The following is an 18,399-nucleotide window of genomic DNA, read 5'->3' as shown; positions in this document are numbered from 1 at the left end:
CGGTGTGGAAGAGATACCTGGCTGGCTTCGGTGGGTGTGCCTTGGCATCGCCCTGTTTCAGACCGTCGCCCTCGTGCCCGTCGTGCGGCGGATGCGCAGTGACGACCGGGAAGCGCGGATCACGGCCCGTATCGACCTGGTCGAGACCCTGGGGTCGATCGTGATGCTCGGAAGCCTCGCGCTGCTGTTCGTTGCCGGCGGGCTGGTCGGCTTCGTCGTCACGGGCGGCGCCATGCTGGCCAAGCCCGTCCGGTGGCTCCTCAGCCGCCGCAGGCGCCCCGCAGGGGACTAGGAACCGGACGAGAACCGGACCGTCACCACCAGGCCGCCCCCGGGGCGGGAAACCAGGCTCAGACGTCCCCCGTGAGCCCGGACGATGCTCTGCACGATCGCCAGGCCCAGGCCCACCCCCGCGTGCTCGTCCGCGTGCCGGACGCGTTCCGTGCCCCGCTGGAAGGGTTCCGTGAGGGTCGGGATCAGGGACGGGGGGACGGGGCGGCCCGTGTTCTCGACTCGGAGGACGCTCGTGTCGCCCTCCGTCGCCGTGTGGACCGTCACCGTCCCGCACTCGCCGGACGGGAGGTTGTGGACGATCGCGTTCTGGACGAGGTTCGTCGTCATCCGCAGCAGGAGCTCCGCCGAGCCGCTCGTCCGGGTCGCCGTGCCCGTCACGTCGAGCGAGATCCCGCGCCGCTCGGCGAGGGGGAGCAGGGCCTCGGCGGCCTCCTCGGCGACGAGGGAGAGGTCCACGGCCTCGCGGGCGAAGCCGCCGCGGTCGCTGCGGCTGAGCAGCAGGAGCGCCTCGGTGAGGGCGATCGCGCGGGTGTTGACCGCCTGGAGGCGGTCGAGGAGTTCCTCCCGGTCCCGCGCCGGGTCCTTGCGGGCGACGTCGAGCAGCGTCTGCGTGACGGCGAGCGGCGTGCGCAGCTCGTGGGAGGCGTTCGCGGCGAACCTCCGCTGCTCCGCGACGTGCGATTCGAGCTGTTCGAGCATGGCGTCGAACGCGTCGGCGAGTTCGCGGAACTCGTCCCGGCGGCCCTCCATGCGGATCCGGTGGGACAGCGAACCCGTCCCCGCGAGCCGCGCCGCCGCCGTGATCCGGGTGAGCGGTGCCAGCATCCGGCCGGCGAGGAGCCAGCCGCCGACGAGGCCGAACACGAGTAGGAAGGCCATCGCCACGGCCGCCGCGGGGGCGAAGGTGTGCACCAGGAGGTAGCGGTTGGGCGAGATCCCGAGCAGGCCCTGGTCCTTGTCGGGGACGTAGCGCAGGATGAACACCCACACCACGGCCAGGAGCAGCGCACCCGCCACGGCGAGGAACCCGGCGTAGCTGAGGGTGAGTTTCAGGCGGGCGCTGAGCCCCGGGCGCCTATCCACGAGCGTCGGCAGCGTCGGGGGACGCGTCGATGCGGTAGCCGACGCCCGGCACCGTCGCGATGATCCACGGCTCGCCGAGCCGCTTGCGCAGTGCGGAGACGGTGATGCGGACGGCGTTGGTGAACGGGTCGGTGTTCTCGTCCCAGGCCCGTTCCAGCAGTTCCTCCGCGCTGACGACCCCGCCCTCGGCGGCGACGAGGACGTCGAGGACCGCGAACTGTTTACGGGTGAGCGCGACGTAACGCCCGTCGCGGAAGACCTCCCGCCGGAACGGGTCGACCCGCAGGCCCGCGAGTTCGCGCACCGGCGGCCGGGCGTACGCGCGCCTGCGGTCGAGCGCCCGCAGCCGCATGACGAGCTCCCGCAGTTCGAACGGCTTGGTGAGGTAGTCGTCGGCACCGAGCTCGAACCCGGACGCCTTGTCGTCGATCCGGTCCGCGGCGGTCAGCATCAGGATCGGGATGCCGCTGCCGGAGGCCACGATGCGCCGGGCGACCTCGTCGCCGGAAGGGCCGGGGATGTCGCGGTCGAGGACGGCGAGGTCGTACGAGTGGAGGGCGAGGAGCTCCAGAGCGGAGTCGCCGTCGCCGGCGATGTCGGCGGCGATCGCTTCGAGCCGCAGACCGTCACGGACGGCCTCGGCCAGATAGGGCTCGTCCTCCACGATCAGTACGCGCATACCGGAAGCCTAAGCAGCACTCCGTATCTCCGGCGTATGCGACGGCGCCTCGGCGGTCCTCCGCGTGCGCCGCCACCAGCGGCGCGACGCAAGCCCCGCCAGTACGGCCCCGGCCGCGTTGACCAGGACGTCGTCCACCGACGACACCCGGTCGAGCCGCAGCACGTACTGCGCGGTCTCGACCAGGACCGAGCAGCCCGCCCCGAGCGCCAGGATCCGCGGGACCGACGCGAGCGCCGCGTACCGCACCGGCGCGAAGAACCCGAGCGACGCGAAGACCAGCAGATTGCCGACGATCCCGAGCGTCCCCATCGTGGCCAGGTCGCGCAGCGGCACCAGGCTCACCCGCGGGGGGACGACGCCGATCCCGGCGCCGGGCATCAGCGTCAGCCACAGGACCGGCACCGTCCCGTGCACCATGCCCACCTCGGCGAGCGACTTCCGCCACGCCCACCCCGTCGGGACCCCGGCGCCACGCCGCCACCGGGCGAGGGCCCACACCACGGGGACGGTCAACGGCAGCAGGACCAGGGTCATGAACGCCACACCGTTGAACGTGTCCCAGCAGCCGTGCCACCGCCCCGCCACGCACCTCGATTCCGCCATCAGGAGCGGCCCCCGCAGGACGTACGGGCTGACCGCCACTCCCAGGGTCGCCAGTCCGAGGACCATGGCCTTGCGCGGCAGGGACACGCCTTCGTTCACGTTCATGGCCCCATGGGACACGACAGGCCGTTGCCACGGCGTATCCCGTTTTCGATACGCCCGCGATATACGCCCGCGATATACGCCCGCGTTACAGGGGACCGTCCTCAGTTCAGCAGCGCCCGCGCCGCCTTCGCCCGCCTCCGGATCGTCTCCGCCGCGCTCGGCTCGACCGCGTCCATGATCGTCGCGTACGCCTCCATCTCCGCCGCCCCCGTCAGGAAGTCCCCGCGCTGCACGAGCAGCTCCGCGCGCTCGTACCGCAGCCGCGCGGGGTGCGAGGGCAGCAGCAGGGACAGCTCCACCGCCCACAGGGCGATGTCGGAGCGTTCGGGGCGGGCGGCGGCCCAGGCGCGGATGTTGTTGAGGATGCGCAGCACGATCGCCGCCGGGGTCGCGGGGCGCAGCATCGACGGGTCGAGGGCCTCGCCGGTGGCGCCCGCGACCAGGAGTTCCGCGTCCGTGGCGGTCATCGCGCGCCCGCCCGCGAACGGGTCGGCCAGGTGCAGTTCCGCCGGGTCGCCGAAGCCGACGACGAAGTGCCCGGGCAGCCCGAGGCCGTACACATGCGCCCCGGCCCGCCGTGCGACCTCCATCCACACCACGGACAGCAGGATCGGCAGGCCGCGCCGCGTCCGCAGCACTTCGTGGAGGAGCGAGGACTCCAGGCGCTGGTAGTCCGCGGGCACGCCCTGGAAGCCCTCACGGCGGCCCAGGAGGTCGGCGAGCGCCGCGACCCACGCGTCGGTGTCCCCGCCCCGCGCTCCGTACGGTACGAGCCCGGCGAGCCGGTCGAGTTCGATCTCGGCCTCGTCGAGGTCGGCCTCGGTCACGGACGGGTCGGCCACGGCGCACAGCAGCAGACAGAGGCGTGCGAGGTCGGGCCGCTCGGACCTGGCCTCCTCGGCGAACTCCCGCCGCCGGTCCGCCCCCGGCCCGTCCGCCCCGCGCCGGTCCGCCCCGCGCCCGTCCGTCATGCGCCCGTCCATCGGTAGTGGTGGTAGTGGTGATGGGTGGCGAAGCCCATCCCGTCGTACAGCGCCCGCGCACCGTCGTTGTCCGCCTCCACCTGGAGCCAGGCTGCCGACGCGCCCTCGTCGAGCGCCCGGCGGGCGAGCGCGGCCATCACGGCCGTGGCGAGGCCGCGGCGCCGCCGGTCCGGATCGACCTCCACCGCCATGAACCCGGCCCAGCGCCCGTCCACGACGAGGCGCCCGATCGCCGCCGGTATGTCTTCGGTGCCCGGTACGGACGCGAACCACACACGGGGGCCGCTCCGGAGCACCTGGAGGACGTGCGGGCCGGGCTCGGCGGAGCGCTGGTAGCGGCGCAGCCAGGACTCGTCGACGTCGCGGTCGATCCGTACCCCGGAGAGGGTGGCGGGGTCGACGTCGCCGATCGGGGCGAGCGCCGCGATCCGCAGTTCCGCGGTGACCTCGCGCTGCCAGCCCCGCTGCTCCAGTTCGGCGCCGAGCAGCTCCTGGGTGCCCTCCGCGCCGGTCGCGGTCTGGATGTACGCGGGCAGTTCCCGGGCCGCGTACCAGTCCCGTACGCGCTCCAGGGCGGCGTCCAGGGGAAGGCCCGGATCGCCGAGCGGGAGCACGGAGTTGGCGCGCCGGGTGAATCCGGCGGAGGCCCGCAGGGTCCACTCGCCGAGGGCCTCGCTCTCCACCGGCTGCCAGGCGCGCGCGGCGGCCCGGGCGAGTTCGGGGAAGCTCGCGGCGGGGCCGCGCCGGCGGGCCGGGGCGGCGGGGACGGTCTTGCCGGCGACGAGCCTGGATTCCGCGATCCGGACGGTCTCACCGGTCCTGCGTGTGATCACGACCACACCCGCATCCCATGATGTGAGAACCCCGACCGCGTCGGTGAACATCTCGCCCGGTGCCGCCGAGTCCGTCACGTACCGAACAGAGACGCGTTTTCCCACGTCAGCCGTGCCGATTCGGACTTCGAGCCGTCCTCCGCCGGTGAATTCCACAGCTTCTGAGCCCCTCCTGTTCGGATCGTCCCCAAGAACGGAGATACTAGGGGCGGGCATCGACGACACCGCGCTCCCGCGCAGATCCAGCCCTACTGAGGAGGAACGACAGCGTGACCTACGTCATCGCGCAGCCTTGTGTCGACGTCAAGGACAAGGCGTGCATCGAGGAGTGCCCCGTCGACTGCATCTACGAGGGCCAGCGGTCCTTGTACATCCACCCGGACGAGTGCGTCGACTGTGGGGCCTGTGAGCCGGTCTGCCCGGTGGAGGCGATCTTCTACGAGGACGACACCCCGGAGGAGTGGAAGGACTACTACAAGGCGAACGTCGAGTTCTTCGACGAGCTGGGTTCGCCCGGTGGTGCCTCCAAGCTCGGTCTGATCGAGCGCGACCACCCCTTCATCGCCGCTCTGCCGCCGCAGAACGGCTGATCGGAAGATCACCACTGATCAACCACCCTCGGTCCCGTACGGCGTCGCCGCCGCTGTACGGGACCGTTGTGTTCTCCGTACGTACGAGGAAGTGAGCCCCACCGTGAGCGCCCCCGTCTCTTCGCGTCTGCCCGTCTTCCCCTGGGACCGGCTGGAGCCCTACAAGGCGACCGCGTCCGCCCATCCGGACGGGATCGTGGACCTGTCCGTGGGCACGCCCGTCGACCCGGTTCCCGCGCTGATCCAGGAGGCCCTGGTGGCGGCGGCGGACTCGCCGGGCTATCCCACGGTGTGGGGCACGAAGGAGCTGCGGGACGCGCTCACCGGCTGGTGCGGGCGGCGCCTGGGCGCCGTCGGCCTCGCCCACGAGAACGTGCTGCCGGTGGTCGGCTCCAAGGAGCTGGTCGCCTGGCTGCCGACGCAGCTGGGGCTCGGGGCCGGGGACGTCGTGGCGTACCCGCGGCTCGCCTACCCGACGTACGAGGTCGGCGCGCGGCTGTGCGGCGCGACCCCCGTCGTCTACGACGACCCGGTCGTCGACCTCGACCCGGCCGCCGGTCTCAAGCTGCTGTGGCTCAACTCCCCGTCCAACCCGACCGGGAGGGTCCTCGGCAAGGACGAGCTGACCCGGATCGTGGCGTGGGCGCGCGAGCACGGCGTGCTCGTCTTCTCCGACGAGTGCTACCTGGAGCTGGGCTGGGAGGCCGACCCGGTCTCCGTCCTGCACCCGGACGTGTGCGGCGGCTCGTACGAGGGGATCGTCGCCGTCCACTCGCTGTCCAAGCGCTCCAACCTGGCCGGCTACCGGGCCGCGTTCATCGCCGGCGACGCGGCCGTCCTGGGCGAGCTGCTGCAGATCCGCAAGCACGGCGGCATGATGACCGCCGCGCCCGTGCAGGCCGCCACGGTGGCCGCGCTCGGCGACGACGCGCACGTGGCCGAGCAGCGCGAGCGGTACGCGGCCCGGCGCGCCGCCCTGCGGACCGCCCTGGAGGCGCACGGCTTCCGTGTCGAGCACAGCGAGGCGAGCCTGTACCTGTGGGTGACGCGGGACGAGCCGTGCTGGGACACGGTGGCGTACCTGGCGGAGAAGGGCATCCTGGTGGCGCCCGGCGACTTCTACGGCGAGGCGGGGGAGCGGTTCGTGCGGGTGGCGTTCACGGCGACGGACGAGCGGGTCGAGGCGGCCGTGAAGCGGCTGGGCTGACCGATGTGCGAGGGCCCCCGGGGAGCGCTGCTCCCCGGGGGCCCTCGTGTGCGCGGTGACCGTGGTCAGCCGCCGATCGGCAGGCCGCCCATCAGGCCGTTGGTCGGCAGCTGGCCGGTGGGCAGACCGCCGAGCGCGCCGCCCGTCGGGGCCTCGGCCTTCTCGGCGACGGCGCCCGTGGTCCGGCCGACGGTGTCGGTCGCCTGGCCGGTGGCGCCGGTGAGCTTCTGCGTGGCGGGGACCTTGCTCGCGACGCCGGTCGCGGTACCGAGGGCGCCCTCGGCACCGGTCTTGTCCAGGGAGGTCAGACCCGTCAGCGCGTTGGTCGGCGCGAGCGACTGGTCCGCGGCGCTCGCGGAGCCGGCCGCCGCGACCACGGGGGCTGCTCCGGCCGCGACGAGCAGGGCGACCTGGGCGATCCGACGGGTCAGGGGGAGGGACATGGTGCTCCTTCGACGTGAGGACGTGTACGCGGTGACAACCGGCCCCGGGGCGGGGGAGGTTGCGGACGCCGAAGGCAAAGACTGGGTAATGCGTACGATTGTCGGGCGGGGAGGAAACCGGACGAAGGCGGCGGGTCGGTCGTAGCTGCTGAACCGTAACTCCCCTTACGCGGCAAGGATCTTGCGGAGACGCGTCGGCGCGGGGACCGCCTCGCAGGACCGCCCGCCGCCGCCCCGGCCGCATGACACGTCCGGGGGACGGGTCGCACGGGCGAGCGCGCCGCAGGGCGGCGCGGTCCAGGCCGCCTCGGGCCGCCGGGCCCGAGCCCCGGGGGCTCACCCCGGCGGGTCTGCCGCGCCAGGTCCGGGTGTCCACCCCGGGGCGCCCGCCGACAGGCCGTGCCGGTCCCAAGGCCCTGCCTTCGGCATCGGCCGCGCCGCGTCCTCAAGGCGGTCGGTCACCTGGTCGGACGGCTCACGCCCGTGGCTTGCCTGGGGCGCCCGCGGCAGGCTGAGCCGGGGCCCGCGCCCCGCCCCTCGGCCGTGCCGCGCCCGCTCGGCAGGCCGTGCCGGACCCCGGGTCCAACTCCTGCGGGCCCCGCCTCCTTCGCCGGGTCAGCGGGCCAGGCGGATGCGGAGCGTCGAGCCGTCCGTGGACTTCGAGCCCGCCGGGGTCCAATCGCCCGAGGCGTCGTCCGCGATCCAGGCGCGGTCGCCGTACGAGACCTCCGTGATGCGCAGGTCGTCCGCGCGGGCCACCGCCCACTGGGCCAGCTCCCAGCCGCGGCGCTCGCGCGGGGCGGTGGTGGAGCGGACCGGGACGGAGAGCTCCACCGGCGGCAGGGCGGCCGCGTTCGCGCCCGCTGCGGCGGGGCCCGCGGTGATCACCGCGGGGGCCGTGTCCTCGCCGAAGACGCGGATCAGCTCCGCGCGCACCCGCGCGGGGTCGCCGGGGCGGCCCTCCGCCACGTCGGCCGTGCAGGCGAGCGCCGCCGGGGCGCGACCGGTCAGCGACGCCGAGAGCAGCGTCGCGTCCGGCTCGTGCTTCGCGTACGCCTGCGGGTAACCGCTGCGCTGCACCTTCTGCGCCGCCACCGTCAGCGGCAGCCGCGAATAGCCCGGAACCTTCTCCAGACCCTCGTAGAACTTCCCCGAGGCGTACACCGGGTCCAGGATCTGCTCCGGCGTCCCCCACCCCATCGACGGGCGCTGCTGGAACAGCCCGAGCGAGTCCCGGTCGCCGTGCTGGATGTTCCGCAGACCCGACTCCTGGAGCGCGGTCGCCAGCGCGATCGTCACCGCGCGTTCCGGGAGGCCACGGTTCGTGCCCACCGCCGCGATCGTCGCGGCGTTGGACGCCTGCTCCGGAGTGAATTCGTACCGGTTCGTCCCGCTCCCGATGGTGCACCGCGGCGCACCCTTGCTGCCGGTGACGTAGTGCACCGTCACGTACGCGACCAGGCCGAGGAGCACGGCGAACCCCGCCGCGAACCGGGCGGCGCGGCCGCGGCGGGCGGGACGGGGGTGACGGGTGGGCTCGGACACGCGCCCCACCGTACTGGAGGCCGAGTTAGGGTCGACACATGGCTGACACCGCTCTTTCGGAACCCGCCCCGGCGCCCTCGCTGGACCTCTCGCTCGACGGCGCCGCGCTGACCGCCGCCCTGGTCGACATCCCCTCCGTCAGCGGAACCGAGAAGCCGCTCGCCGACGCGATCGAGCGGGCCCTGCGGGCCCTGCCCCACCTCACGGTCGACCGGCACGGCAACAACGTCGTCGCCCGCACGAACCTCGGCCACGCCGAGCGCGTCGTCCTCGCCGGCCACATCGACACCGTGCCGATCGCCGACAACGTGCCCTCGCGCCTCGACGAGGACGGCGTCCTCTGGGGCTGCGGCACCTCCGACATGAAGTCCGGCGTCGCCGTCCAGCTGCGCATCGCCGCCACCGTCCCCGCGCCCAACCGCGACCTCACCTTCGTGTTCTACGACAACGAGGAGGTCGCCGCGCACCTCAACGGCCTCGGCAAGATCGCCGAAGCCCACCCCGACTGGCTCGCGGGCGACTTCGCCGTACTCCTGGAGCCCTCGTACGGGCAGGTCGAGGGCGGCTGCCAGGGCACCCTGCGGGTCAAGCTGCGCACGGCCGGCGAGCGGGCCCACTCCGCGCGCTCCTGGATGGGCTCCAACGCCATCCACGCCGCCGCCCCGATCCTGGCCAGGCTCGCCGCGTACGAGCCGCGCAAGCCGGTCATCGACGGCCTGGAGTACCACGAGGGCCTCAACGCGGTCGGCATCCAGGGCGGCGTCGCCACCAACGTCATCCCCGACGAGTGTGTCGTCACCGTCAACTACCGCTTCGCCCCCGACCTCTCCCTCGCCCAGGCCCTGGCCCACGTCCACGAGGTCTTCGCCGACTGCGGCGTCACCGGCATCGAGGTCGACGACGAGAGCCCCGGCGCCCTGCCCGGTCTCTCCCACCCGGCCGCCGCGGCCTTCATGAAGGCGGTCGGCGGCAGCGCCATGCCCAAGTTCGGCTGGACCGACGTCGCCCGCTTCAGCGCGCTCGGCGTCCCCGCCGTCAACTACGGGCCGGGCGACCCGCTCTACGCGCACAAGCGCGACGAGCACGTGCACGTCGAGCGGATCCATCACTGCGAGGCACGTCTTCGCGACTGGCTGACGGAATGATTCCCGCAATTTCGCCTTTCGTCACCTCGGTGGACCTACCCTGACCGGACCGGAAGATCAACCCCGGTCGATCGGTGGAACGGTGAGAGGAGCAGGCCATGGGCGTACCCGACGAGCCGAAGGCGCTCGAGGAGCAGCGGCTGGGACCGGTGATCAGGCGCCGTGACCAGGTGCAGGCCGGCACCACGGATCAGCGACTGCTCGACACCGAGGGCGACTCGGAGTGGGTGCACACCGACCCCTGGCGGGTCATGCGCATCCAGTCCGAGTTCGTGGAGGGCTTCGGCGCCCTCGCCGAACTGCCCAGCGCGATCAGCGTCTTCGGCTCGGCCCGCACCAAGCCGGACTCGCCGGAGTACGCGGCGGGCGTCCGCCTGGGCCGCGCCCTCGTCCAGGCCGGCTTCGCGGTGATCACGGGCGGCGGCCCCGGCGCCATGGAGGCGGCCAACCGGGGCGCCCGCGAGGCCAAGGGCATCTCGGTGGGTCTCGGCATCGAGCTGCCCTTCGAACAGGGCCTCAACCCGCACGTCGACATCGGCGTGAACTTCCGCTACTTCTTCGTCCGCAAGACGATGTTCGTGAAGTACGCGCAGGGCTTCGTCGTCCTGCCCGGCGGCCTCGGCACCCTCGACGAGCTCTTCGAGGCCCTGACCCTCGTCCAGACCCGCAAGGTCACCCGCTTCCCGATCGTCCTCTTCGGCACGAAGTACTGGGGCGGCCTGGTCGACTGGCTCCGCGACTCGGTCGTCGCGGGCGGCAAGGCCTCGGAGCACGACCTGCTGCTCTTCCACGTGACGGACGACGTGGAGGAGGCGGTGGCGCTGGTCTCCAAGGAGGTCGGCCGGTAGAGCCACCCGACGGGGGCGCCGCAGGCGCCCCCGTTCGTCGTCCGTTACGCGAGCCCCCGCCGCGCCACGGCGGGCGCCCGGTGCCCCGCGATGGTCGCCACCATGTCAAGGACCTGCTTCGTCTCGGCCACCTCGTGCACCCGGTACACCCGCGCCCCCAGCCACGCCGACACCGCCGTCGTCGCCAGCGTCCCCAGCACCCGCTCCTTCACCGGCCGGTCCAGCGTCTCGCCCACGAAGTCCTTGTTGGACAGGGAGACCAGCACCGGCCACCCCGTCTCCGCCATCTCGCCGAGCCGCCGCGTCGCCTCCAGGCTGTGCCGGGTGTTCTTCCCGAAGTCGTGGCCCGGGTCGATCATGATCCCGTCCCGCCGTACGCCGAGCGCGACGGCCCGTTCCGCGAGGCCGACCGTCACCCGCAGGATGTCGGCCATCACGTCCTCGTACTGCACCCGGTGCGGCCGGGTCCGCGGCTCCGCGCCGCCCGCGTGGGTGCACACGAGCCCCGCGCCGTACTTCGCGGCGACCTCCGCGAGCCGCGGGTCGACCCCGCCCCACGCGTCGTTCAGAAGGTCGGCGCCGGCCTCGCAGACCGCCTCGCCGACGTCCGCGCGCCAGGTGTCCACGCTGATCACCACGTCCGGGTGGCGGCGCCGTACCTCGGCAACGAAGCCCACCGTGCGGCGCGCCTCCTCCTCGGCCGTGACCTCCTCGCCGGGGCCCGCCTTGACCCCGCCGATGTCGATGATCGCCGCGCCCTCGGCCACGGCCCGCTCGACCCGGGCGAGGGCCGGCTCGTCCCGGAAGGTGGCCCCCTGGTCGTAGAAGGAGTCCGGGGTCCGGTTCACGATCGCCATGATCACCGGCTCGTGCGGCCCGAATTCACGCCGTCCCAAGCGGAGCATCCCTTTTTGTCCTCCCTCGCGGCAGCTCGCCTGCATCGTCTGCGACCCTAACCGTCGGTGGCGCATGGCACGATCGGCACCGGACGTTTTCCACGCGGGGAAACACGCTCGGGGAAAGGCGCGCAGGTGTTCTGGTTTCTGCTGATCACGATGGTCGTGGTCGTCGCGGCGGTCACCCTGGCGGTGGTCGGCGGCGGCGACAGCGAGGTGCTGCCCGAGGTGGCGCCCCAGCAGCTGGTCGATCCGCTGCCCGCCACCCGCCCGGTCGACCAGGCCGACGTCGAGGCGCTGCGCCTCCCGGTCGCCCCGCGCGGCTACCGGATGGCGGACGTGGACGACGTCCTCGGCCGGCTCGGCGCCGAGCTCGCCGAGCGGGACGCCCGGATCGCCGAGCTCGAGGCCGCCCTGGCCGGGCACGGCGGGCACGGCGGGCGCGGCGAGGACGACGGGTACGGGCAGGAGGACGGGACCGCATGAGCGACGACGGCGGTACGGCGCCGGTCCCGGGGCTCGTCCCGGGGCCCGACGGCCGGCTGCGCTGCCCCTGGGGGCTGTCGACCGAGGACTACGTGGCGTATCACGACGAGGAGTGGGGCCGCCCGGTCCACGGCGACGACGCGCTGTTCGAGCGCCTGTGTCTGGAGGCCTTCCAGTCCGGCCTGTCGTGGATCACGATCCTGCGGCGCCGCGAGGGCTTCCGCACGGCGTTCTCGGGCTTCCGGATCGCCGAGGTGGCCGAGTTCACCGACGCCGACCGGGAGCGGCTCCTGGCCGACGAGGGCATCATCCGCAACCGGTCCAAGATCGACGCCACCATCGCCAACGCCAAGGTGCTCGTCGACTGGACCCCCGGCGAGCTCGACACGCTGATCTGGTCGTACGCGCCGGACCCGAAGACCCGCCCGGCCCCGGCCACGACCGCCGACGTCCCGGCGGTCACCGACGAGTCCACGGCCCTGTCGAAGGACCTGAAGAAGCGCGGCCTCCGTTTCATCGGCCCGACGACGGCGTACGCGCTGATGCAGGCCTGCGGCCTGGTCGACGACCACGTCGAGGGCTGCATCGCGCGCGGCGCCGGGCGCTGAGGGCGCCGGACGCGACCGGTACCGGTGCCTAGCGGCCCAGGTACTTCGGCTTCTCCTTCGCGATGAAGGACTGCACCGCGATCCGGTGGTCCTCCGAGCTGCCCGCCTTCGTCTGCAGCTCGTCCTCCTTCTCCAGGGCCTCGGCGAGGGAGTGGTCGGCGCCGTACGCCAGGGACTCCTTCAGGGCCGCGTAGGCGACCGTCGGGCCCTCGGCGAGCTTGCGGGCGACCTTGGCGGCCTCCTCGGCGAGCGACTCGCCCGGCACCAGCCTGTTGACGATGCCGAGCTCGTACGCCTCCTGGGCGCTGATCGAGCGCGGGAAGAGCAGCAGGTCGGCGGCCCGGCTCGGGCCGATCAGGCGCGGCAGCGTCCACGACATGCCCGAGTCGGCGGTGAGCGCCACGCCCGCGAACGAGGTGTTGAAGGAGGCGTGCTCGGCGACCACCCGGTAGTCGGCGGCGAGCGCGAAGCCGAAGCCGGCACCGGCCGCGACGCCGTTCACGGCCGCGACGACCGGCTTCGCCATGCCGGTGAGCGCCCGCACGATCGGGTTGTAGTGGTCGTGGACGGTGTCCATGGTGTTGCGGGTGCCGGACTCCACGTCCTGCATGAGCAGGCCCACGTGCTCCTTGAGGTCCTGGCCCACGCAGAACGCGCGGTCGCCGGCCGCGGTGAGCAGCACCGCCCGGACGGCGGGGTCGGCGGCGGCCGCCTCGGCCGCGTCGCGCAGGGCGACCTTGGCGGCCACGTTCAGCGCGTTCATGGCCTCGGGGCGGTTGAGGGTGATGGTGGCGAGCCCCTCGCTCACCTCGTACAGCACCGTGTCGGCCATCGCGGGATCCCTTCGCCTCTTCGCGTCGTTGACGTGCTCAGCATGGCGGAGATCACGTGGACATCGTCCGGTCCGCGCATGTGAGCTGCGTCAAACAATCCCCCTCCGGCGGTGGCGAAGTATCGCAGGTGGATCGGTGAAATGGGTGGCTTTGTGAAAGCGCGTTGCGGAAGCGATGCCACCTGATGTTGGTCATCGGGTCCTGTGATGCGGGATAATGACCGGGAAGCAATCGTGTTCGATGCTGACGATGAGCTGGTTTGCGGAAGGGGAACGAGCATGGCGGCCATGAAGCCGCGGACGGGTGACGGCCCGCTCGAGGTGACCAAGGAGGGGCGGGGCATTGTCATGCGCGTTCCGCTCGAAGGCGGCGGCCGGCTCGTTGTCGAGCTGACCCCGGACGAGGCGAAGGCGCTCGGCGAGGCCCTGGAGAAGGTCGTCGTCTGACGCCCCCGTAGCGTTCTTCCCACTTCTGCCCCGGTACGGTACCCACCGCGCCGGGGCAGTGGTGTGTCCGGGGCCGTACGGCCGAGGGCACCAGACGCCGCGGCCGCCGTACCGGCCTACGCGCCCCTGCGCACCGCGCACAGCAGGCCGTCGCCCACCGGCAGCAGCGTGGGGAGCAGCTCGCGGCTCTCCCGGACCGTCCGGAGCAGCTCCCGTATCCGCTGCACCTCGGCCGGCTGGGCCGCCGAGTCGACCGTACGGCCGTCCGCGAAGACACCCTCGAAGCAGACCAGACCGCCCGGTCGGAGCAGGCGCAACGATTCAGCGAGGTAGTCCAGGAGCTCCAGGCGGTCGCCGTCGCAGAAGACCAGGTCGTATCCGCCGTCCGCGAGCCGGGGCAGGACGTCGAGCGCGCGGCCGGGGATGAACCGCGCCCGGTTGCCCGCGAAACCCGCCGCGCGGAACGCCGCCTTCGCGTGCGCCTGCCGCTCCGGCTCCATGTCGACGGTGGTCAGTACCCCGTCCGGACGCATCCCGAGCAGGAGATAGATCCCGGAGACGCCGGTGCCCGTGCCGATCTCCGCCACCGCCTTGGCGTCCGCCGTCGCGGCCAGCAGGCGCAGGGCGGCGCCGGTGCCCGGAGACACCGAGGGCAGCCCTGCCTCGTGGGCCCGGTCACGGGCCCAGAGCAGCGCTTCGTCCTCGGCGACATAGGCGTCGGCGAACGCCAAACTCGTCTGCCGGTTGGCGGTAATGGCCCTCTCCTGTCCGTGTCTTGGACGTCGTGGTCGACTCAGGCGTCGACTGTATCCGCTGCACGCGGGAACCCGCAGATGGGACCGCGCGTTCCTAGAGGCAGGAAGCGATGGGGACGGCGGCGCGAGCACGGCCCAAATTCGCGTAAAGATTCTTATCCGGAGCTAACGGGCGAGGTGGCTATGGTAGGGGCTCCACTGGACACCACCAGAGCCGACAGGGGAGGTGCGGCTGCGCCTGTGGACCGGAGAGGAGTGCTGCGGCGCCTTCTCGGGTCGGCGGGTGAGCCGAAATCCGTGACCGACACCGCTGACCGTTCCCGCACCGCCGAATCCGCACCCACCACCGCGACCTTCGCATCGGACGCGGAATCGCAGGCGTGGACTCCGCCCAGCTGGGAGGAGATCGTCAGCACCCACAGCGGCCGGGTCTACCGCCTCGCCTACCGCCTCACGGGCAACCAGCACGACGCCGAGGACCTCACCCAGGAGGTCTTCGTCCGGGTCTTCCGCTCGCTGTCGTCCTACACGCCGGGCACCTTCGAGGGCTGGCTGCACCGGATCACCACCAACCTGTTCCTGGACATGGTCCGCCGCAAGCAGCGGATCCGCTTCGACGCGCTCGCCGACGACGCCGCCGAGCGGCTGCCGAGCCGCGAGCCGTCCCCGCAGCAGGCGTTCAACGACACGCACTTCGACGCCGACGTGCAGCAGGCCCTGGACACCCTCGCGCCCGAGTTCCGCGCCGCCGTCGTGCTCTGCGACATCGAGGGCCTGTCGTACGAGGAGATCGCCGCGACCCTCGGCGTGAAGCTCGGCACCGTCCGCAGCCGCATCCACCGCGGCCGCTCCCACCTGCGCAAGGCGCTCAAGCACCGCTCGCCCGAGGCGCGCGCGGAGCGGGCCCTCGCCGCCGTCGGCTGGGAGGGCGGAACAGCGTGAGCGGCACCCGTCCGACCCCGATCCCGGCGACCCCCGAGGAGCAGCGACTCGCGGAACACCATCTCGGGGACCGGCTCGCCGCGCTCGTCGACGGCGAGCTCGGTCATGACGCCCGCGAGCGGGTCCTCGCCCATCTCGCGACCTGCGCGCGCTGCAAGGCCGAGGCCGACGCCCAGCGCACCCTGAAGAGCGTCTTCGCCTCCGCGGCGCCCCCACCGCCCTCCGAAGGGCTGCTCGCGCGGCTCCAGGGGCTGCCGGGGGGACCGTCTGACCAGGGGGGACCCTTCGACGACCTGCTGCGGAGCGGCGGCGTCCGCGCCGACGGCTTCGCCACCGCGCGGCCCGTCGGTCCCGACACCGGCTTCCGCATCCACGAGGTCGGCGACCGCTCCTCCGGGCGGGGACGGCGCTTCGCCTTCGCGGCGGCCAGCGCGGTCTCCTTCGCCGCGATCGCACTGAGCGGCACCCTGCCCGTGGACGGCCCGCGCGGCGGCCAGGGCCCCGGCAGCAACGTCACCCCGCTGCGGGCGCCCGCGACCTTCGCGTCCGGCTCGCGCCGCGAGCCGACCCCGGAGGCCGCGCCGCCGACGGTCATCCCGGCCAAGCTCGAACTGTCGCCGTTCGTCCGCCCGATGAGCCCGGCGCTCCGGCTCGCGTACGCCCCGGGGCAGCCCACCGGCTCCCCGGCGCCGACCTCTGTCCCCAGCCCCTCCCACCCCTGACCCGCGACCTGGTTGAATCCAACCTGGTTGAATCCACGGGCAAGGGGCGCGCCGCCCGGCGAGACGGGCGGCGCGGACAGGGATGCGTTGCGGGGAGAGCATGAAGAACGGGAAGCCGACCTGGTGGAGCCGGCCGTCGACCACCACACCGACGGCACCCCCCACCGCACCGCCCGAGCGGGCGGACGACGCCGACTTCACCCTCGCGGCACCGGCGGTGCCGACGGCCGAGTCCCAGGGGGCTGCCCCTGAGACCCCGGTGCCACCGGCCGGGCCCGCGCCGGATCCGGTCCAGGAGGCCACGCCCGTGCCCACCGCTTCCGAGGCCGTGAGGGAGCCGGTGCCCGCGGCCGGGCTTGCGCCGGAGCCGACTCCAGCGGCGCCCCAGACCGCCGCGCCTGCCGCGCCCGAGCCGCTCCAGGACACCGCGCCCGCGCCCGTACCGCCGCAGACCGCGCAGCAGCCGCTGCACGCACCCGATCCGTACCGGACGCCGCCCTACGGCGAGCCCGGCCCGTGGGCGCCCGCGCCGCCGGTCCAGCCGCCCACGCCCATGCCCGCGCCCGTACCCATGGCAGCGCCGGCTCCCGCGCCCGCGTACGACCCCTGGGGCGCCCAGCCGCTCACGGCCGAGGGCAAGGCGCCCCGGAAGCCCCGGCGCGGCCTCGCGCTCGTCGGCGCCCTCGCCTTCGCGCTGGTCACCGGAGTCGTCGGCGGCGGTGTCGGCGCGTACATCGAGCGCAACGGCGGCCTGAGCACCGTCGAACTGCCGCAGGCCGAAGCGGGCGACACCGGCCGCGCTCCCGGCAGCGTCGCCGGGATCGCCGCCAGCGCCCTGCCCAGCGTCGTCACCATCCACGTCAGCGGCGGCGGCTCCTCCGGCACCGGCACCGGCTTCGTGCTCGACACCCGCGGCCACATCCTCACCAACAACCACGTGGTGGACGCCGCGGCCTCCTCCGGCGAGATCTCCGTCACCTTCAGCAACGGCGAGACCGCCCGCGCCAAGCTCATCGGCCGCGACACCGGCTACGACCTCGCCGTGATCCAGGTCCGCGGGGTCTCCGGCCTCACGCCGCTCGCGCTCGGCAACTCCGACAGCGTCCGCGTCGGCGACCCGGTCGTCGCCATCGGCGCGCCCTTCGACCTCTCCAACACGGTCACCTCCGGCATCATCAGCGCCAAGGAGCGGCCCATCACCGCGGGCGGCGAGAAGGGCGACGGCAGCGACATCAGCTACGTCGACGCCCTCCAGACCGACGCGCCGATAAACCCCGGCAACTCCGGCGGCCCGCTGGTCGACTCGCAGGGCCGGGTCATCGGCATCAACAGCGCCATCCGCGCCGCCGGCGGCGGCTCCGACGGCGAGAGCGGCGGCGGCCAGTCCGGCTCCATCGGCCTCGGCTTCGCCATCCCCATCAACCAGGGCAAGCGGGTCGCCGAGGAGCTCATCAACACCGGCAAGGCCACCCACCCGGTCATCGGCGTCAGCCTCGACATGGCCTACACCGGCGACGGCGCCCGGGTCGGCGACAAGGGCAAGGGCGGCACCGCCTCGGTCACCGCCGGCGGCCCCGCCGAGAAGGCCGGCATCCGTTCCGGCGACATCATCACCAAGGTCGACGGCCAGCGGGTGCACAGCGGCGAGGAGCTCATCGTGAAGATCCGCTCCCACCGTCCCGGCGACCGGCTGAAGCTGACCCTGACCCGTGACGGCAAAGAGCAGACAAAGACCTTGACCCTGGGCTCCTCCACCGGCACCTGAGGGGGCCCGAAGGGGCTGCCGACTGGCCATGTGGAGGACACCACGCTGTACCCGCCGGACGGTTTCGGCGGGTACCGTGGAGCGGGCCGCCCGGGACCGGCGAGAAGGAGCTACAGGGTGTTCAGCGACATAGGCGCACTCGAGCTGGTGACGCTCGTGGTGCTCGCCGTGCTCATCTTCGGGCCCGACAAGCTGCCCAAGGTGATCCAGGACGTCTCCCGGTTCATCCGCAAGGTCCGCGAGTTCTCCGACAGCGCCAAGGCGGACATCCGCAGCGAGCTCGGCCCGGAGTTCAAGGACTTCGAGTTCGAGGACCTCAACCCCAAGAACTTCATCCGCAAGCAGCTCGCGGAGAACGAGGACTTCAAGGAGCTCAACGAGCTCCGTTCGACCTTCGACCTCAAGAAGGAGATGAACGAGGTCGCCGACGCGGTCCACGGCCGCGAGTCCCAGCCCTCGTCCTCGTCCGCGTCCTCGTCCGCTCCCGCGGTCACCACCGGCAAGCCGGACCTCCTCAAGAAGCAGGACAAGCCGGACAACGCCGAGCGTCCGCCGTACGACTACGACGCGACCTGAAGCGACCGG

The 18,399-nt window shown here is 73.0% G+C and carries 22 protein-coding genes; 12 read left to right on the top strand and 10 right to left on the bottom strand.

The window, feature by feature from the left end; translation table 11 throughout:
- Positions 1–4: 4 nt before the first annotated feature.
- The gene (locus AB0C73_RS04955) at positions 5–292 is read left to right on the top strand and encodes a hypothetical protein (protein ID WP_362524628.1); all 288 of its coding nucleotides are present in this window, start codon (positions 5–7) and stop codon (positions 290–292) included.
- On the opposite strand, the gene AB0C73_RS04950 is transcribed toward AB0C73_RS04955, so the two are convergent.
- From AB0C73_RS04950 to AB0C73_RS04930, 5 genes are all read right to left on the bottom strand, one after another.
- Positions 289–1,377: a HAMP domain-containing sensor histidine kinase gene (locus AB0C73_RS04950; protein ID WP_362524626.1), complete on the bottom strand. Its 1,089-nt coding sequence runs from the start codon at positions 1,375–1,377 to the stop codon at positions 289–291. The genes AB0C73_RS04955 and AB0C73_RS04950 overlap by 4 nt on opposite strands.
- On the bottom strand, positions 1,370–2,056 hold the full coding sequence (locus AB0C73_RS04945) for a response regulator transcription factor (protein WP_362524623.1): 687 nt from the start codon (positions 2,054–2,056) through the stop codon (positions 1,370–1,372). The genes AB0C73_RS04950 and AB0C73_RS04945 overlap by 8 nt, the downstream gene beginning before the upstream one ends.
- Positions 2,057–2,065: 9 nt before the next feature.
- Positions 2,066–2,767, bottom strand: coding sequence for a VanZ family protein (locus AB0C73_RS04940; protein ID WP_362524622.1), 702 nt, complete (start codon positions 2,765–2,767; stop codon positions 2,066–2,068).
- A gap of 101 nt (positions 2,768–2,868) precedes the next feature.
- Complete coding sequence (locus tag AB0C73_RS04935) at positions 2,869–3,738, bottom strand: transglutaminase-like domain-containing protein (protein WP_362524619.1); 870 nt, start codon at positions 3,736–3,738, stop codon at positions 2,869–2,871.
- Positions 3,735–4,739, bottom strand: a complete 1,005-nt coding sequence (locus AB0C73_RS04930; RefSeq protein ID WP_362524617.1) for a GNAT family N-acetyltransferase — start codon at positions 4,737–4,739, stop codon at positions 3,735–3,737. Before AB0C73_RS04930 ends, AB0C73_RS04935 begins: the two co-directional genes overlap by 4 nt.
- A 113-nt stretch (positions 4,740–4,852) precedes the next feature.
- On the opposite strand from AB0C73_RS04930, the gene fdxA reads away from it, so the two are divergent.
- Positions 4,853–5,173, top strand: a complete 321-nt coding sequence (gene fdxA / locus AB0C73_RS04925) for a ferredoxin (protein ID WP_010474859.1) — start codon at positions 4,853–4,855, stop codon at positions 5,171–5,173.
- Positions 5,174–5,264: 91 nt separating this feature from the next.
- Positions 5,265–6,380, top strand: a complete 1,116-nt coding sequence (dapC, locus tag AB0C73_RS04920; protein WP_362524615.1) for a succinyldiaminopimelate transaminase — start codon at positions 5,265–5,267, stop codon at positions 6,378–6,380.
- A 65-nt stretch (positions 6,381–6,445) separates the two neighbouring features.
- On the opposite strand, the gene AB0C73_RS04915 is transcribed toward dapC, so the two are convergent.
- Both AB0C73_RS04915 and AB0C73_RS04910 read right to left on the bottom strand, forming a co-directional pair.
- Positions 6,446–6,823 carry an ATP-binding protein gene (locus AB0C73_RS04915; protein WP_362524613.1) on the bottom strand — a complete coding sequence of 126 codons (378 nt, stop codon included), beginning with the start codon at positions 6,821–6,823 and terminating at the stop codon, positions 6,446–6,448.
- A gap of 615 nt (positions 6,824–7,438) precedes the next feature.
- A complete protein-coding gene (locus AB0C73_RS04910) occupies positions 7,439–8,377 on the bottom strand; it encodes a hypothetical protein (protein ID WP_362524612.1) in 939 nt (312 codons plus the stop codon).
- Positions 8,378–8,406: 29 nt separating this feature from the next.
- Between AB0C73_RS04910 and dapE the strand changes: the two genes are divergently transcribed.
- Both dapE and AB0C73_RS04900 read left to right on the top strand, forming a co-directional pair.
- The gene (gene dapE, locus AB0C73_RS04905) at positions 8,407–9,513 is read left to right on the top strand and encodes a succinyl-diaminopimelate desuccinylase (protein ID WP_362524610.1); all 1,107 of its coding nucleotides are present in this window, start codon (positions 8,407–8,409) and stop codon (positions 9,511–9,513) included.
- 98 nt (positions 9,514–9,611) lie between these two features.
- Positions 9,612–10,361, top strand: a complete 750-nt coding sequence (locus tag AB0C73_RS04900; RefSeq protein WP_362524608.1) for a TIGR00730 family Rossman fold protein — start codon at positions 9,612–9,614, stop codon at positions 10,359–10,361.
- A gap of 44 nt (positions 10,362–10,405) precedes the next feature.
- On the opposite strand, the gene folP is transcribed toward AB0C73_RS04900, so the two are convergent.
- Positions 10,406–11,266, bottom strand: coding sequence for a dihydropteroate synthase (folP, locus tag AB0C73_RS04895; RefSeq protein WP_362524605.1), 861 nt, complete (start codon positions 11,264–11,266; stop codon positions 10,406–10,408).
- Positions 11,267–11,392: 126 nt separating this feature from the next.
- Here folP and AB0C73_RS04890 point away from each other — a divergent pair, with 126 nt between their 5' ends.
- Entirely contained in the window at positions 11,393–11,743 is a 351-nt protein-coding gene (locus AB0C73_RS04890; RefSeq protein WP_362524603.1) for a DivIVA domain-containing protein, read from the top strand.
- On the top strand, positions 11,740–12,351 hold the full coding sequence (locus tag AB0C73_RS04885) for a DNA-3-methyladenine glycosylase I (RefSeq protein ID WP_362524601.1): 612 nt from the start codon (positions 11,740–11,742) through the stop codon (positions 12,349–12,351). The genes AB0C73_RS04890 and AB0C73_RS04885 overlap by 4 nt, the downstream gene beginning before the upstream one ends.
- A gap of 28 nt (positions 12,352–12,379) precedes the next feature.
- On the opposite strand, the gene AB0C73_RS04880 is transcribed toward AB0C73_RS04885, so the two are convergent.
- Positions 12,380–13,183 (bottom strand): enoyl-CoA hydratase-related protein, encoded by an 804-nt coding sequence (locus AB0C73_RS04880; protein WP_362524599.1) that lies wholly within the window; start codon positions 13,181–13,183, stop codon positions 12,380–12,382.
- Positions 13,184–13,462: 279 nt separating this feature from the next.
- Between AB0C73_RS04880 and AB0C73_RS04875 the strand changes: the two genes are divergently transcribed.
- Positions 13,463–13,630 carry a DUF3117 domain-containing protein gene (locus AB0C73_RS04875; protein ID WP_126915881.1) on the top strand — a complete coding sequence of 56 codons (168 nt, stop codon included), beginning with the start codon at positions 13,463–13,465 and terminating at the stop codon, positions 13,628–13,630.
- A 116-nt stretch (positions 13,631–13,746) separates the two neighbouring features.
- Here AB0C73_RS04875 and AB0C73_RS04870 read toward each other — a convergent pair whose 3' ends face one another.
- Positions 13,747–14,427, bottom strand: coding sequence for a class I SAM-dependent methyltransferase (locus tag AB0C73_RS04870; protein ID WP_362524749.1), 681 nt, complete (start codon positions 14,425–14,427; stop codon positions 13,747–13,749).
- A gap of 141 nt (positions 14,428–14,568) precedes the next feature.
- On the opposite strand from AB0C73_RS04870, the gene sigE reads away from it, so the two are divergent.
- The 4 genes from sigE (at position 14,569) to AB0C73_RS04850 (ending at position 18,390) form a co-directional block, all read left to right on the top strand.
- Entirely contained in the window at positions 14,569–15,327 is a 759-nt protein-coding gene (gene sigE / locus AB0C73_RS04865; protein ID WP_362524597.1) for an RNA polymerase sigma factor SigE, read from the top strand.
- Positions 15,328–15,347: 20 nt separating this feature from the next.
- A complete protein-coding gene (locus AB0C73_RS04860) occupies positions 15,348–16,049 on the top strand; it encodes a zf-HC2 domain-containing protein (protein ID WP_362524746.1) in 702 nt (233 codons plus the stop codon).
- Between the two features lie 100 nt (positions 16,050–16,149).
- Positions 16,150–17,814: a trypsin-like peptidase domain-containing protein gene (locus AB0C73_RS04855; RefSeq protein ID WP_362524595.1), complete on the top strand. Its 1,665-nt coding sequence runs from the start codon at positions 16,150–16,152 to the stop codon at positions 17,812–17,814.
- A gap of 117 nt (positions 17,815–17,931) precedes the next feature.
- Positions 17,932–18,390 carry a sec-independent translocase gene (locus AB0C73_RS04850; RefSeq protein WP_362524593.1) on the top strand — a complete coding sequence of 153 codons (459 nt, stop codon included), beginning with the start codon at positions 17,932–17,934 and terminating at the stop codon, positions 18,388–18,390.
- Positions 18,391–18,399 lie beyond the last annotated feature (9 nt).

The sequence above is a fragment of the Streptomyces sp. NPDC048623 genome (assembly GCF_040650755.1).
GTDB lineage: Bacteria > Actinomycetota > Actinomycetes > Streptomycetales > Streptomycetaceae > Streptomyces.
Note: the sequence above shows the minus strand (reverse complement) of the source record. Positions and strands in the feature narration are given on the sequence as shown.